Genomic DNA, 12399 nt, shown 5'->3' on the forward strand with positions numbered 1-12399 from the left:
GCACGCCATCAACCTGAGCCACCGTGGTGTCGGCTTTCAGGGCTGTTGCGCAGCCCAGCGGGGATAAATCCCCTCGCCACAAAGTCAGGGGTTGCCCCAGATCAGGGAGATCAGGGATTGACCCGAGGCACCGCGTCGAAAATCACGGTGAAGTCGGCGTTGAATAAACCTGTCTGGCCGGGCAGAGGCAGGGCCGAAGCCCTGATGACCATGTCTGCCTGGGTACCCGGCGTAGACGTTGGGTCATCCACCACCTCTTGGGGCGAGGCGGTCAGGGTGACGTTGTTGAACCGGATCAGCAACGGAATGGCGCTGCTGCCGTTGGTCAGCGCAGGCTGGCCAGCCGGGAGATATGCATGCACCGAACCGTCGGTGTTTTTCACATCGAAGGTCTGGCGTACCGTACTGAATTGACTCGTCACAGGGTCGTAGTGCATGACCTCGTTCTTGCCGAATTCGGGATCGCGGGGCTGCACATGGAACTGTTGGGTCGGAATATTCGCCGTGATGTGAATCGACGAGCGAGCATCATCCGCCGCGTATGCCGGTGAGACACTCAGGGCAAGGGCGCCCAGAACCATTGCAACTACCTTCTTATTGAACATGCCAAATACCTTTTTAGCGGTTGGAGAACAGGGAGGGGTCAGGAAGAGATCCGCGGTACCGCGTCATAGATCACGGTGAAGTCGCCGGTATAGAAGCCCGGGCGGCGCTGGACCGGCATGGCATCGGCACGGATCGTCATCTCGACCTGGGTACCAGGCGTGGAGGACGCATCGTCCACGACCTCCCGAGGCAAGCCATCCAGACGGACTTTGTTGAACCGGACCCTCAACGGGATTCTGGTATTGCCGTTGGACAGGAACGCCGCACCGCTCTCAATGTAGGCGTTGATCGACCCTTCGGTGTTCTTCACATCGAAGATCTGGCGCAAGATGCCCAGGTCGTCGTTCAAGGGGTCGTAATGCATGACCTCGTGCTTGCCGAACTCCGGATCCCGTGGCTGGACATGGAACTGCTGGGTGGGGATGTTCGTCTTGATATGAATGGCTGAGCGCGCATCATCGGCTCCGAACGCCAGCGACGGACTCATCGTCACGACACCCAAGGTCATGACGGCTACAAATGTCTTCAACATGCTTGCTACCTTTTTTCATCGTTATGTTTAAAGAAGCGTCCATGCCTTCACTGCTAACCCGTGGCGAGGGAACGTGCTCCCGCTCGACTGCGCAGCAGCCGCCCTCCTGGCAAGACCAGAAAAAACAGGGGCGGCTTCGCCACCCGGCGGGTGCAAGCTCGCTCGCCACAGAAGTTGGGGGGCCTCTATACCGGCCCTTCCTACGGCGCCGTGGCGTCGAACACCATGTGCACCGTGCCGTAGTAGTCGCCTGGCTTGTAGTCGTCATCGGGCTTGACGGCGGCGATTTCCAGGGGCACCTGCCGGCCCGGACGGGCTTCGGTGGCCGAGACCACCTGGGCGGAATCCAGGGTCAGTTCGACGCCGTTGAAGCGCACGCGCAAGTCGATGCGGTCGCGGCCATTGGACAGATAGGCCTCCTCCCCGAGGCGCGCGCCAATGGAACCGTTGCTGTTCTTCACCTCGTACGTGGCCCGCAACGGGCGCAGGTCCGAGGTGATGGTGCTGAACGGCAGCCGCTGTTCTCGCTGGACCAGTTGCGGGTCGAGGGGCAACACATAGAAGTCGGCCGTCGGGATGGTCACGTAGAGTTCGAACGTCTCCCGCTCGACAGCCCCCCAGGTCGACGACCAGGGCATGACCAGGGCGGTCAATGCGAGGGGGCGTAGCCGTGTCTTGATCATTTTGATTTACCTCTTGCGTCAACGACGATTCGGCGACGGTCGCCGTCAGCCCTTGATCTCGACGTTCTGGGTCTTGCTGCCTTCGATCAGGGTGAAGCGGTATTCACGTCCCGCCTCCTTGTCGAACGCGAACGTGCGGCCCTTCATGACGTGATGCTTGGTGGTCGGGCGACATTCGTTCTCTTTCTTCGCCTCGCAGTCCTTGAACTCGTCGATGACCACCACGCTGTTGCCGTTGTTGCGCAACTGGTAGCGGGTGGCGCTGTCATCGATCACGGTGTCGAAGCGGGTGTCCTTGGGCCGCACGAAGAACACCGTGCCGTACCCGGCCAATACCTTGACCCCGGCCGCCACGCGCTCTTTCTTGTAGGCTTCGCGCTCCTCGGCGCTGACGGCGAATTCATCTTCCGCTTCCGGCACCACCGGCACGAAACGCACGCGGAAGTAACGCTCCTTGTCGCGGTTGCCCATGAACAGCAACCGCGTACCCTGCACACCGTTGGCTGGCACGATCAGACGCGCCGGGCTGGCCATCAGACCATCCCTGGCCTGGGCACTGGTCTGGTTCTGCAGGGGCACCTCACTGTAGGTGCCGTCCTCGTTGTAGATGATTTCCAGGATGTTCACCTTAACGAAGGCCGTTGACGTCCCGCCGTTGAACACCCGTTTCATGTAGGTGGTCTTGTTGCCGTCCAGGTAGTCGTAGACCACCCCGACACCGATCTGCGGCCCGGCCTGGGCCACGCCGCAAAACAGGAAAAACCCAACCCATGCCCATAGCTGTTTCATCACTTGCTTGACCTCATGCATTAAACGCAACTCACAAAAAATTTGGCCGGCAGGCCACTCAGACTTCCGAATCCCAGATCACCGTGACACTGCCGGAGTAAGCCTTGGCGCCGGTATCCAACATCTCTTCAACGCTGCCCTGGGCGACCTCGAAGTGCAGCATCCCGGACCGACGATCAACGTAAACACTTGGCTGGAACAGCTCGGTCCCGCTGCCATCGCGCAACAACGGACGCCGCTCGACCGGTTGGCCGCCAGCGTCTGCCAAACCTTCGGGCAGGCTCACGCGCACATCCACCGGCACGGCATGACCGGTGCCGGATTCAGTGATCGCGCAGGTATTGCCGCTGATGTATTGGCATTCGAGTCCCATCTTGAAACGCGAGGAAGTCGAGATGTGGAAGCGCTGGTCGCGAAACAGCCGCGTCGGTTTGCGTCCGCTGTTCAGCCAGGCTTGCCAGCCTTCCTGGGGCACCAGTTCCACCCGGTTGCCGCCGGGAGGCACCTCCACCTTGAGGTTGTGCTCGACGTCGAGCTTGAAATTGAGGGTGATCACCGATTCGTTGGGGATCATCACGTCACCGAAGTCGAAGTCCTGCCCCGGGCCGACGCTGTAGACCAGGGAGCCGGTGTATTGGCCGGACGACATCTTCAGTGGGTTGGGGGTGCGCAGTTCGTAGGCGAAGTTCATGGAGGTGTATTCCATGCCCGGAATCAGGTAACGGGCCCTTTTGGCACAGTTGCCTTCGACCGGTGTTTTCCAGAAGAAGGAGTAGGAGCGGTCGTTCAAACTCGATTGACTGCTGGATAGACAAGGTGCGGGGGCGTACTTCCAGGTGGTCCCCCACAACATCGCATGAGCGGTCCCCATGTCCACGCCCCCTCCGACCAGATCAATCACGCTGACCGGCAGGAAGTACATCGAGCCAATGCCGGCGATGCGCACCTGGACGATTTCAGTCTCGCCCGTGCCGGTATGGGTGACCTGGGCCAGACGCCAACTGGCAGGCACATTGAATATCGCCCCTTGCCGCAGATCCGCATGATTGGCCTGGATGGGCGCGTTGGAATACGAGTTGATGTTCCACTGCAGGCTGGACGTGTTTTCCCTTTCACAGTCGGCCGGGTAAAAGGCGCAATAACCCGAGACCGGCGTGGTATTGCGAAAGGTATTCTCGTTGGGTTTCGAGGGATCGGGCCTGAAGACGGCGGTGATCTCCTTGCTCACACCATGGGCTTCCGATGCGCCGGCCAACACCATCACCGAAACCATGCTACGCACTGCTATTGGTAGACCTTTCATCACTCACCGTCCTTTCGCCTCAGGCAGGCCAATCCGTGCCCTTTAAACTTCCGAATCCCAGATCACCGTGACATCGCCGGTGTAGCGCGTGGCGCCCGTGTCGAGCATCGCTTCGACGCTGCTGCGGCCTACTTCGAAATGCAGCATCGCAGGCCTGCGGTCGACGTATAAGCTGGGCTGGAACAACTCGGTGCCGCTGCCGTCGCGCAGCAACCGGCGGCGGTTGGCCGGCAGTCCGGCACCGTCCGTCAAGCCATCGGGCAGGGTCACGCTGACGTCCACCGGTACGGTGTGCCCGGTGTCGGTTTCGGACATCCCACAGGTGTTGCCGCTGATGTACTGGCACTCGATTGCCATCTTGAAACGCGAAGAGGCGGAGATATGAAAGCGCTGGTCACGGAACAGGCGCGTTGGCTTGCGTCCACTGTTGAGCCAGGACTGCCAGCCTTCCTGGGGCACCAGTTCCACGCGATTACCGCCGGGGGGGACTTCGACCTTGAGGGTGTGCTCGACAGTCAGCTTGAAATCGAAGGTAAGTATCGGATCGGAGGGGATCATGATATCGCCCATGTCCAGATCCTGGCCCGGCCCGATGCTGTAGGTCAAAGAGCCCGTGTACAGGCCACTCGACATTTTCAGGGGATTCGGGGTGCGCAATTCGTAGGCAAAGTCCAGATAGTCGTAGGTAAAGCTGGGGATCAAAAAACTGGCCTTTTTGGAGCACGCAGCTTCGACCCGGGTTTTCCAGAAAAACCGGTAAGTAGTCGCGTTCAACCCCCCATGACCGGTATATCCGCAAGGTGAGGGAGGGTTCACCCAACTATTCCCATACCCACCCCATAACCGGTTATGTGCCAGTGTAAGATCAATGTTCGGGTTACCTATCAGATCAAGCACATTCATTGGAAGTCGGTATCTCGAGCCGATTCCTGAAAAGCGCACTTCAATAGTTTCGATTTCACCCGTACCTGCATGAGTTACTTGTGCGGTACGCCAATCAGCGGGCACCTTGAACGTCGCCCCTTGCCGGTAGTCGGTATGATTCGCCTGGATAGGACCGGCCGAATCGAAGCGGATAGGCAACTGAATGCTGAATATTTTAGAGGCTGCGCAATCCGCCGGATAAAATGTGCAGTAACCAGTGACCGGAGTGGTGTTGGTGAACTGATTCAGGTTTGGCTTCGAGGCATCGGGCCTGAATATCGCAGTAATGTCCCGGCTCATGGCAGTCGCCACCGGCGCGCAGGCAAGCATCATCACCGAAATCAGGCAGCGCACTGCCACCGGTAAACGTTTCATCTATACAACCTCATACATCAAAGCGAATCCCTGCAAGTTGGGGGAAAACTACACCGTGGGAGCAAGGCTTGCCCGCGATGCAGGCGCCCCCACTCTTCAGGTGAATGGCCTTATCGTTCGTCGCGAGCAAGCTTTGCTCCCACAGCCTCATGAGCGCTGCTTCGCCGGGTCAGCCGCGGCCAGCGAACTGTCAGCCAGGCTGTCCGGCGTGCAGCGCAGGTCGCCGATCATCAGCACATCGCCTTCGTTGCTGGCATTGTCCGGATCGAGGCGGAAGCGGCAGAACAGCTCGTTGCCATAGCGCACCTCCAGGGTCGGCGAGGCGGCATTCATTTCCATGGAGAAGAATCCGTCCGCCTCGCTGACGCCGCGGCTGGCGTGGTTGATCACGTGATGCCCCCTGAGCGGTTCGCCCTGTTCGTCCAGCAGTCGGCCGAGTACCGTCACGGTTTTCATCACGCTGATCTTGCGATAGTCCACACCGCCCTTGTTCAGGTGGTAGCGGGTGCGGGCCGGCTCGATGCTCGCCGCCGGTGGGTGCACGCCCTCGAAGTCGAAGGCCACCATGCTGTTGCGGTAGGCGGTTATCGGCACGAAGTTGCGGCCCGGGTGCAAAGTGGTGGAGCCGCCGGTCAGGTCGTCGGCGCGCAGGATGATGTCGTCCAGGTCGGTTTCCACATCGACGATCATCCCCGCGCCACGGCCCTGGGGTACGCCGGTGAAGGTGGCTTTCTGGCCGCCGATGGCCACCGTGCTGCTCAGGTTCAGGCCGCCGGTGAGGTTGTCGTTATAAGAAGAGCGCTGCAGGAAACCGTCGCCGTAGAGCGATTCGGTGCTGAAACTGGCGATGCCGGACAGGCCCACGCCATAGGTGTCGGCCAGCGCCGTGGCGGAGACGTTTTGCAGCACGTGATCCTCAAGGTCCCGGCGATAGGTCAGCGACGCGTTGTTGTCCCGATCGCCTTCGCGGGAGGTGCGGGTGCCGACGCTGCCCGACCAGTATTCACCCGGCCCGCCCAAGGCGACGCTGACGCTCAGGTCCACGCCGCGATTGCGCTGGTCGTTGGTGCTCGACGTGCCAGGACGGTCGAACACCGACACGCGCCAGTTGGCATCGCTGCCGCGCAGCTTGCCGCGCTGGGTCCAGCCCAGGTCCAGGCCGGTGCCCTGAACGTTGCCTTCGCTGTAGGCCAACCGGCCGTTGAGGGACGTCTTGTTGCTCAGGCGATGGCTGACCGACAGCGACGAGTTGCTGGTCTGGCCGACGAACACGTTGCGCTGGCGAATGCGGGTGCCGTCCGGCAGCGTTTCGTAAGTGTTGCGAGTATCCAGCCAACTGCGGTTGTGGCTGGCGACGACGCTGCCCTGGCCGTAGCTGTACAGCGCCTGCACGTCCATCCCGTTGCCGTATTGTTCGGTGTGGTAGACGTTGGCGTACAGGTTGGTATGGGTGGCCAGTGTCCAGTCCACCGACGTGCCGACCTGCAGCTTATCCTGCACCTGGCGCGTGGAGCCGCCGACGATCACCCGTGGGTGTAGCAGGTAGTTGACGCCAACCCCCGCGGTCCTGAACCCCGAGGGCTGGTCTTCCCAGTTGCTCCAGAGCCGGGTTTCGCGGCCGGCGAACAGGTTGTAGCGCCAGCGCTCCTCGGTACTGCTCCAATTGTTCGGCTTGTAGACCAGTTCCTGGCTGGTGGCGGTGGTTTGCCCGTCCTCGATCAGCCGTACTTCCACTTCATAGATGCCGCCGGGCAATGGGCGGGTGTCCAGGCTCTGCAAGCCGGCGCTGACGGCCTGGCTGTTGATCAGCAGGCCGTTGCGATAAATCTCCACCGACGCCTGGCGGCTGGCGGTGACGTAAATGGGGTAGACGCTGGGCTTGGGGTTTTCGATCACCAGGCTGTCGGAACTGCCGTACATCACGCCCAACGCGGTGTCCGGGTTGGCACCGAACGAGCGGATCTGACGGTTCAGGCCATCGGAGCTGGGGGTGAAATAGCCCAGGCGAAAAAAATGCCCTTCCAGTTCACGTTGGGTGAACAGTTCATGGACGGCGTGGTAGAGCTTGTCGTCCGGCCCGCCCAGGCGCGAGAGCTGCAGGTCCAGGGACTGGCTCCAGTTGCCGACGCTGGAACTGGCGTTGAGGCCATAACGGCCACCGGTGTCCTGTTCCTGGCCACCGTTGAGATTGAGTTGATTGTTGAAGATCAGGCCGAAGCTGCCACCCTGGGGCTGATCGTGATAACGCTGGGTTTCGGTGCCGCGTTCGACGTCGCGCGTGAGGATCGACACCAGCGAGTTTTCAAGGCTGTAGTGCACGGCCAGCAGCCCGGCGGTGCAGTTCTTTTCACAGGCGCCCAGCAATTGCCCTTGCTTGAGTGTCTGCTCCCATTGGTCCCGCTCCACGGCCTTGATCGTGCTGTCGTGGGTGTCGGTGAACTCCAGCAGGGTAATGCGATCATCCCGCGTCAAGACCACCATGGCTTCACCCAGATATTGTTGATTGAGCTCGATACGAACCGCCAATGGCACATCGAAGAAATGGGCTTCAAATTCCGCCGGCAGGCCCTTGGCCTGGGACAGCAGGCTGGTCGGTGTCGTACCGGGGGCAGTCGGCGCGGCCAATGCACTGGCGCACAACAACAGCGCGAGCGCACCCGCGATGGGTGTCATCGGAAACATCAACGGATTCTCATAATCAGCGAGCTTTCGGGGCGTTTCAGGGGGGGCCGACCGGCTGGGGAGAACCGGTCGGCCTGCTGCTGCCCTGGGACGAGGTAGGCGTCACCGGGCAGCGAGGGCCTTACGGGCGCGGCACGGCGTCGAAGATGACGGTCATGTCGGCGGTGTACAGGCCGTTCTGGGTGGAGAGCGGCTTGGCGGCAGTGATGGTCATCTCAGCCTGGGTGCCTGGAGTGGAGGTGGCGTCGTCGACCACTTCCTGGGACAGGGCGGTCAGGGTGACGCCATTGAAGGAGGTGGTCAGGGCGATGGCATCGCTGCCGTTGTACAGCGAAGCCGGGCCGCCTTCGATGTAGGCATTGACCGAACCCTGGGTGTTCTTCACGTCATAGGTCTGGCGCAGCGATGTCAGGGTGCCGCTGACCGTGTTGTAGGTCATGGTTTCGTCCTTACCCCAGTTCCCGTCGCGTGGTTGCACATGGAACTGCTCGGTCGGGATGTTCGCCGTGATGTGGATGGCCGAACGTGCATCGTCGGCTGCAAACGCCAGAGAAGAAGTCAGGGCCGCTGCAGTCAAGGAAGCGGCGGTTACGATTTTCATGAGCATGGGTTAACACCTGTTCATAGCAATAAAGAGAGAAAGGTTGAAGTGGCAGGCCCGATACAGGTTGGCGTGCCCCCTCAACGCCGCTGCATGATCGTCGTTCTTTAATTAAAAATAAGCAGGAAAGTTCGCAGAGACATGTAGTAAATCGCGCACGCGAAAGAGCGAAAAAGACGCGATTTTCGATAAAACGTAACTTTTAATGTAAGAGACTTCCCACACTCCCAAGAGGCACTGGGAAAAAGCCCCACAGATACTTTTGATTCATCCCGCAAACATAGGGGGATTCAGGTAATGTCTTATCTTACTTGGTGCAGGACACAACTAAGATATATCGCCGAGACAAGATATATCTATAGGCAAAGATATATCTAAGGTCAACGATATATCTCGGTTCTATTTATGCAGAACAGAGAGCAGACAGATGACAGTCCCCTACTTTCCTTCCACTCGTGAACAAGGTCATCACGATGGCTTCGAACGGCGCCCACCCGGCCGTGAACGCAGGCGCGGCCCACGGGTGTTCGCCGCCGGCGAGCTGAAATTGCTGTTGCTGGCCCTGATCGCCGAAAAGCCTTGCCACGGCTACGAGCTGATTCGCCAGATCGAGTCGATGTTCGACGGGGCCTACACGCCGAGCCCCGGCGTGATCTACCCGACCCTGATCCAGCTCGAAATGGGTAAGATGGTCGTGCGCGACGCCGAAGGTGGAAAAAAGTGTTACAGCGCCACCGACGTCGGACGTCTATTCCTTCGAGACCAGGCCGAGGCGCTGGACGGTGTGCGGGGGCGCATCGAAGCCAGCAAGCGCGTCCTGCGCGAGCAAGGGCGGCCGGCTGAAATCCACGAAGCGGTGGTCAACCTGCGTCGCGCGCTACAGATGCACCAGCCGCGCTGGAACCCGGAAGAAATCCTGCGGATACGCGACCTGCTCAACGAGACCGCCAAAGCCATCATCGACGGCCCCGACCGTCCACCTGTTTCGGAGTCAAGCCATGACTGAAGTCGATCCAACCACCATTCATCGCGTCAACCACGAGATCAAGCGTCGTCGCCTGCAAGTGCTGCGGGTGGTGGACCTGACCCCGCGCATGCGCCGCATCACGGTCGGCGGACCGGAGCTGGCGGGGTTCGCCAGCCTGGGCACGGATGACCATGTGAAACTGCTGTTCCCGCAGAACGCCGAGGAACAGGCCGCCCTGGAAAACTTCAGCCCCAGCGCGGGCAAGGCCCAGGGCCCGATGCCCGAGATGCGTGACTACACCCCGCGCCGCTACGACTTGGACACCCTGGAGCTGGACATCGATTTCGTGCTCCACGGCGACGGCCCTGCCGCGACTTGGGCGGCCCAGGCGGCGACAGGGCAATACCTCAACATTGCCGGGCCCCGGGGCTCGATGATCGTGCCGGACATCTTCGACAGCTACCTGCTGGTCGGCGATGAAACCGCCCTGCCCGCCATCGCCCGCCGTCTCGAAGGCCTGGCCCCCAACCGGCGGGCCCTGGTGGTGGTTGAAGTGGAAAACGGCGCCGAGCAGCAAGTGCTGCAAAGCCCGGCGCAAGTGCACACGATCTGGGTCCTGCGCGAAGGCCGCCAGGACAACCTGGTGACCACGGTGAAGCAACTGGAAGTCCCCGCTGGCAAGCTGTACGCCTGGGTCGCCACCGAAAGCAAAGTGTCGCGGCGGATTCGCAAGGTGTTGCTGGAGGAGAAAGGCCTGGACCCGGATTATGTGAAAACCGTCGGTTACTGGAAGGCGGATGATAGCGACGAGGAGTAACCCCGCAGAGCGCTCCGGTCTCTGTGGCGAGGGGATTTATCCCCGCTGGGCTGCGAAGCGGCCCTAAAGCCAGCCAACCCGGTGTATCAGGCGGATTGGGTCCAGTTGATGGGCCGCTTCGCGGCCAACGGGGATAAATCCCCTCGCCACAGATAAATCCCTCACCACAGATAAATCCTCTGGCCACAGATAAATCTCTTCGCCACAGGTCTATCATTCGCCTTCGAATAGTTGCTGAACCGGGTACACCCATGCTTTTCCTGCTTGCCTACATCTGCAGCGTCGTGCTGATCAACTTCGCGTTTTCCGCCGCACCGCACTTGGACATCATCTGGTCGGCCTGGGGTGGGCTGGTGTTTATCCTGCGCGACATGGTGCAGACCCGCTTCGGTCATGGCGCCATCGCCGCGATGCTGGTGGCGCTGGTGTTGTCCTATATCACCTCGGACCCGACCATCGCACTGGCCAGCGCCACGGCGTTCGCGGTGTCCGAGTGCATCGACTGGCTGGTGTTCACGATCACCAAGCGCCCGCTCCATGACCGATTGTGGATCAGTTCGGCCCTGAGCATTCCCCTGGACACCTTCATTTTCTTCGGTTTGATCGACGCCCTGACGCCCGCGGTGGTGACCACTGCCCTGCTCTCGAAATTCGCCGGCGTGACCGCCGTCTGGCTGATCATGGCCTGGCGCCTGCGCAAACAGGCCGTCGCCGGCTGACGCGGTTCATGTAAAATGCCGCGCTTTCTCCCCATGGGAAGCTCGCCCGGCGCGCGCCCCCGATGATCCGCTCCTGTTTGAGGACCTTCAGATGACCCGTATCGGAACCCCATTGTCGCCCACCGCGACCCGCGTTTTGTTGTGTGGCAGCGGTGAGCTGGGCAAGGAAGTGGTAATCGAACTGCAGCGCCTGGGCGTCGAAGTGATTGCCGTGGACCGCTACGCCAACGCGCCGGCCATGCAAGTGGCCCACCGCAGTCATGTGATCAACATGCTAGACGGCGCCGCCCTGCGTGCAGTGATCGAGGCCGAGAAGCCGCATTTCATCGTGCCGGAAATCGAAGCCATCGCCACCGCCACCCTGGTGGAACTGGAAAACGAAGGCTTCACCGTGATCCCCACCGCCCGTGCCGCGCAGTTGACCATGAACCGCGAAGGCATTCGTCGCCTGGCTGCCGAAGAATTGGGTCTGCCGACCTCGCCATACTTCTTCGCTGACACCGTGGAAGACTACCGCAAGGCCGTCCAGACCCTGGGGTTCCCGTGCGTGGTCAAGCCGGTGATGAGTTCCTCGGGCAAGGGCCAGAGCCTGCTGCGCAGCGCCGACGATGTGCAACAAGCCTGGGATTACGCCCAAGAAGGCGGCCGCGCCGGCAAGGGCCGGGTGATCATCGAAGGGTTCATCGATTTCGACTACGAAATCACCTTGCTCACCGTGCGTCATGTGGGCGGCACCACCTTCTGCGCACCGGTCGGCCACCGTCAGGAAAAAGGCGACTACCAGGAATCCTGGCAACCCCAGGCCATGAGCCCGGCGGCCCTGGCCGAGTCCGAGCGCGTCGCCAAGGCGGTGACCGAGGCCCTGGGTGGTCGCGGCCTGTTTGGCGTCGAGCTGTTCATCAAGGGGGACCAGGTATGGTTCAGCGAAGTCTCGCCACGCCCGCATGACACCGGCCTGGTGACCCTGATTTCCCAGGACCTGTCGCAGTTCGCGTTGCACGCCCGCGCCATTCTCGGCCTGCCGATCCCACTGATCCGCCAGTTCGGCCCGTCGGCGTCGTCGGTGATCCTGGTGGAAGGCCAGTCGACCCAGACCGCTTTCGCCAACCTGGGCGCTGCCCTGAGCGAACCGGACACCGCCCTGCGCCTGTTCGGCAAACCGGAAGTCAACGGCCAACGCCGCCTGGGCGTGGCCCTGGCCCGCGATGAGTCCATCGAAGCCGCCCGCGCCAAGGCGACCCGGGCTTCCCAGGCCGTCAAGATCGAGTTGTAAAGCCTGGGGGAGGAATACAGTCCCCTGTGGTGAGGGAATTTATCTGTGGCGAGGAGATTTATCTGTGGCGAGGGGATTTATCCCCGCTGGGCTGCGAAGCAGCCCTAAAGCCTGACAACTCGGTGGAT

General features: G+C 61.1%; 12 protein-coding genes. 4 read left to right on the plus strand and 8 right to left on the minus strand.

Annotated elements, in window-relative coordinates; translation table 11 throughout:
• Window positions 1-110: 110 nt before the first annotated feature.
• From ACMTA2_RS26410 to ACMTA2_RS26445, 8 genes are all read right to left on the minus strand, one after another.
• A complete protein-coding gene (locus ACMTA2_RS26410) occupies window positions 111-605 on the minus strand; it encodes a CS1 type fimbrial major subunit (RefSeq protein WP_413792434.1) in 495 nt (164 codons plus the stop codon).
• 38 nt (window positions 606-643) lie between these two features.
• A complete protein-coding gene (locus tag ACMTA2_RS26415) occupies window positions 644-1138 on the minus strand; it encodes a CS1 type fimbrial major subunit (protein WP_413792435.1) in 495 nt (164 codons plus the stop codon).
• 200 nt (window positions 1139-1338) lie between these two features.
• Window positions 1339-1821, minus strand: a complete 483-nt coding sequence (locus ACMTA2_RS26420; protein ID WP_413792436.1) for a CS1 type fimbrial major subunit — start codon at window positions 1819-1821, stop codon at window positions 1339-1341.
• A 45-nt stretch (window positions 1822-1866) separates the two neighbouring features.
• Window positions 1867-2610, minus strand: a complete 744-nt coding sequence (locus ACMTA2_RS26425) for a molecular chaperone (protein ID WP_413795726.1) — start codon at window positions 2608-2610, stop codon at window positions 1867-1869.
• A 58-nt stretch (window positions 2611-2668) separates the two neighbouring features.
• A complete protein-coding gene (locus ACMTA2_RS26430; protein WP_413792437.1) occupies window positions 2669-3913 on the minus strand; it encodes a hypothetical protein in 1245 nt (414 codons plus the stop codon).
• A gap of 42 nt (window positions 3914-3955) precedes the next feature.
• Window positions 3956-5212 carry a hypothetical protein gene (locus tag ACMTA2_RS26435; protein WP_413792438.1) on the minus strand — a complete coding sequence of 419 codons (1257 nt, stop codon included), beginning with the start codon at window positions 5210-5212 and terminating at the stop codon, window positions 3956-3958.
• Window positions 5213-5359: 147 nt separating this feature from the next.
• The gene (locus ACMTA2_RS26440) at window positions 5360-7894 is read right to left on the minus strand and encodes a CS1-pili formation C-terminal domain-containing protein (protein WP_413792439.1); all 2535 of its coding nucleotides are present in this window, start codon (window positions 7892-7894) and stop codon (window positions 5360-5362) included.
• A 121-nt stretch (window positions 7895-8015) separates the two neighbouring features.
• Window positions 8016-8501, minus strand: coding sequence for a CS1 type fimbrial major subunit (locus tag ACMTA2_RS26445; RefSeq protein WP_413792440.1), 486 nt, complete (start codon window positions 8499-8501; stop codon window positions 8016-8018).
• A gap of 421 nt (window positions 8502-8922) precedes the next feature.
• Here ACMTA2_RS26445 and ACMTA2_RS26450 point away from each other — a divergent pair, with 421 nt between their 5' ends.
• The 4 genes from ACMTA2_RS26450 to purT all read left to right on the plus strand — a co-directional run bounded on the left by ACMTA2_RS26450 (window position 8923) and on the right by purT (window position 12271).
• The gene (locus ACMTA2_RS26450) at window positions 8923-9501 is read left to right on the plus strand and encodes a PadR family transcriptional regulator (protein WP_413792441.1); all 579 of its coding nucleotides are present in this window, start codon (window positions 8923-8925) and stop codon (window positions 9499-9501) included.
• Complete coding sequence (locus ACMTA2_RS26455) at window positions 9494-10279, plus strand: siderophore-interacting protein (RefSeq protein WP_413792442.1); 786 nt, start codon at window positions 9494-9496, stop codon at window positions 10277-10279. Before ACMTA2_RS26450 ends, ACMTA2_RS26455 begins: the two co-directional genes overlap by 8 nt.
• A gap of 251 nt (window positions 10280-10530) precedes the next feature.
• The gene (locus ACMTA2_RS26460) at window positions 10531-10998 is read left to right on the plus strand and encodes a preQ0 transporter (protein WP_413792443.1); all 468 of its coding nucleotides are present in this window, start codon (window positions 10531-10533) and stop codon (window positions 10996-10998) included.
• A gap of 91 nt (window positions 10999-11089) precedes the next feature.
• On the plus strand, window positions 11090-12271 hold the full coding sequence (gene purT, locus ACMTA2_RS26465; protein ID WP_413792444.1) for a formate-dependent phosphoribosylglycinamide formyltransferase: 1182 nt from the start codon (window positions 11090-11092) through the stop codon (window positions 12269-12271).
• Window positions 12272-12399: the final 128 nt, after the last annotated feature.

It is taken from the genome of Pseudomonas medicaginis (assembly GCF_965119365.1).
In the GTDB taxonomy this organism is placed as follows: domain Bacteria; phylum Pseudomonadota; class Gammaproteobacteria; order Pseudomonadales; family Pseudomonadaceae; genus Aquipseudomonas.

Coding starts and splice junctions, on each gene's coding strand:
- ACMTA2_RS26435 (WP_413792438.1), bottom strand. CDS start 5,212: ATGAAACGTTTACCGGTGGCAGTGCGCTGCCTGATTTCGGTGATGATG.
- ACMTA2_RS26420 (WP_413792436.1), bottom strand. CDS start 1,821: ATGATCAAGACACGGCTACGCCCCCTCGCATTGACCGCCCTGGTCATG.
- ACMTA2_RS26440 (WP_413792439.1), bottom strand. CDS start 7,894: ATGTTTCCGATGACACCCATCGCGGGTGCGCTCGCGCTGTTGTTGTGC.
- ACMTA2_RS26410 (WP_413792434.1), bottom strand. CDS start 605: ATGTTCAATAAGAAGGTAGTTGCAATGGTTCTGGGCGCCCTTGCCCTG.
- ACMTA2_RS26455 (WP_413792442.1), top strand. CDS start 9,494: ATGACTGAAGTCGATCCAACCACCATTCATCGCGTCAACCACGAGATC.
- ACMTA2_RS26425 (WP_413795726.1), bottom strand. CDS start 2,610: ATGAAACAGCTATGGGCATGGGTTGGGTTTTTCCTGTTTTGCGGCGTG.
- ACMTA2_RS26460 (WP_413792443.1), top strand. CDS start 10,531: ATGCTTTTCCTGCTTGCCTACATCTGCAGCGTCGTGCTGATCAACTTC.
- ACMTA2_RS26430 (WP_413792437.1), bottom strand. CDS start 3,913: ATGAAAGGTCTACCAATAGCAGTGCGTAGCATGGTTTCGGTGATGGTG.
- ACMTA2_RS26415 (WP_413792435.1), bottom strand. CDS start 1,138: ATGTTGAAGACATTTGTAGCCGTCATGACCTTGGGTGTCGTGACGATG.
- ACMTA2_RS26450 (WP_413792441.1), top strand. CDS start 8,923: ATGACAGTCCCCTACTTTCCTTCCACTCGTGAACAAGGTCATCACGAT.
- purT (WP_413792444.1), top strand. CDS start 11,090: ATGACCCGTATCGGAACCCCATTGTCGCCCACCGCGACCCGCGTTTTG.
- ACMTA2_RS26445 (WP_413792440.1), bottom strand. CDS start 8,501: ATGCTCATGAAAATCGTAACCGCCGCTTCCTTGACTGCAGCGGCCCTG.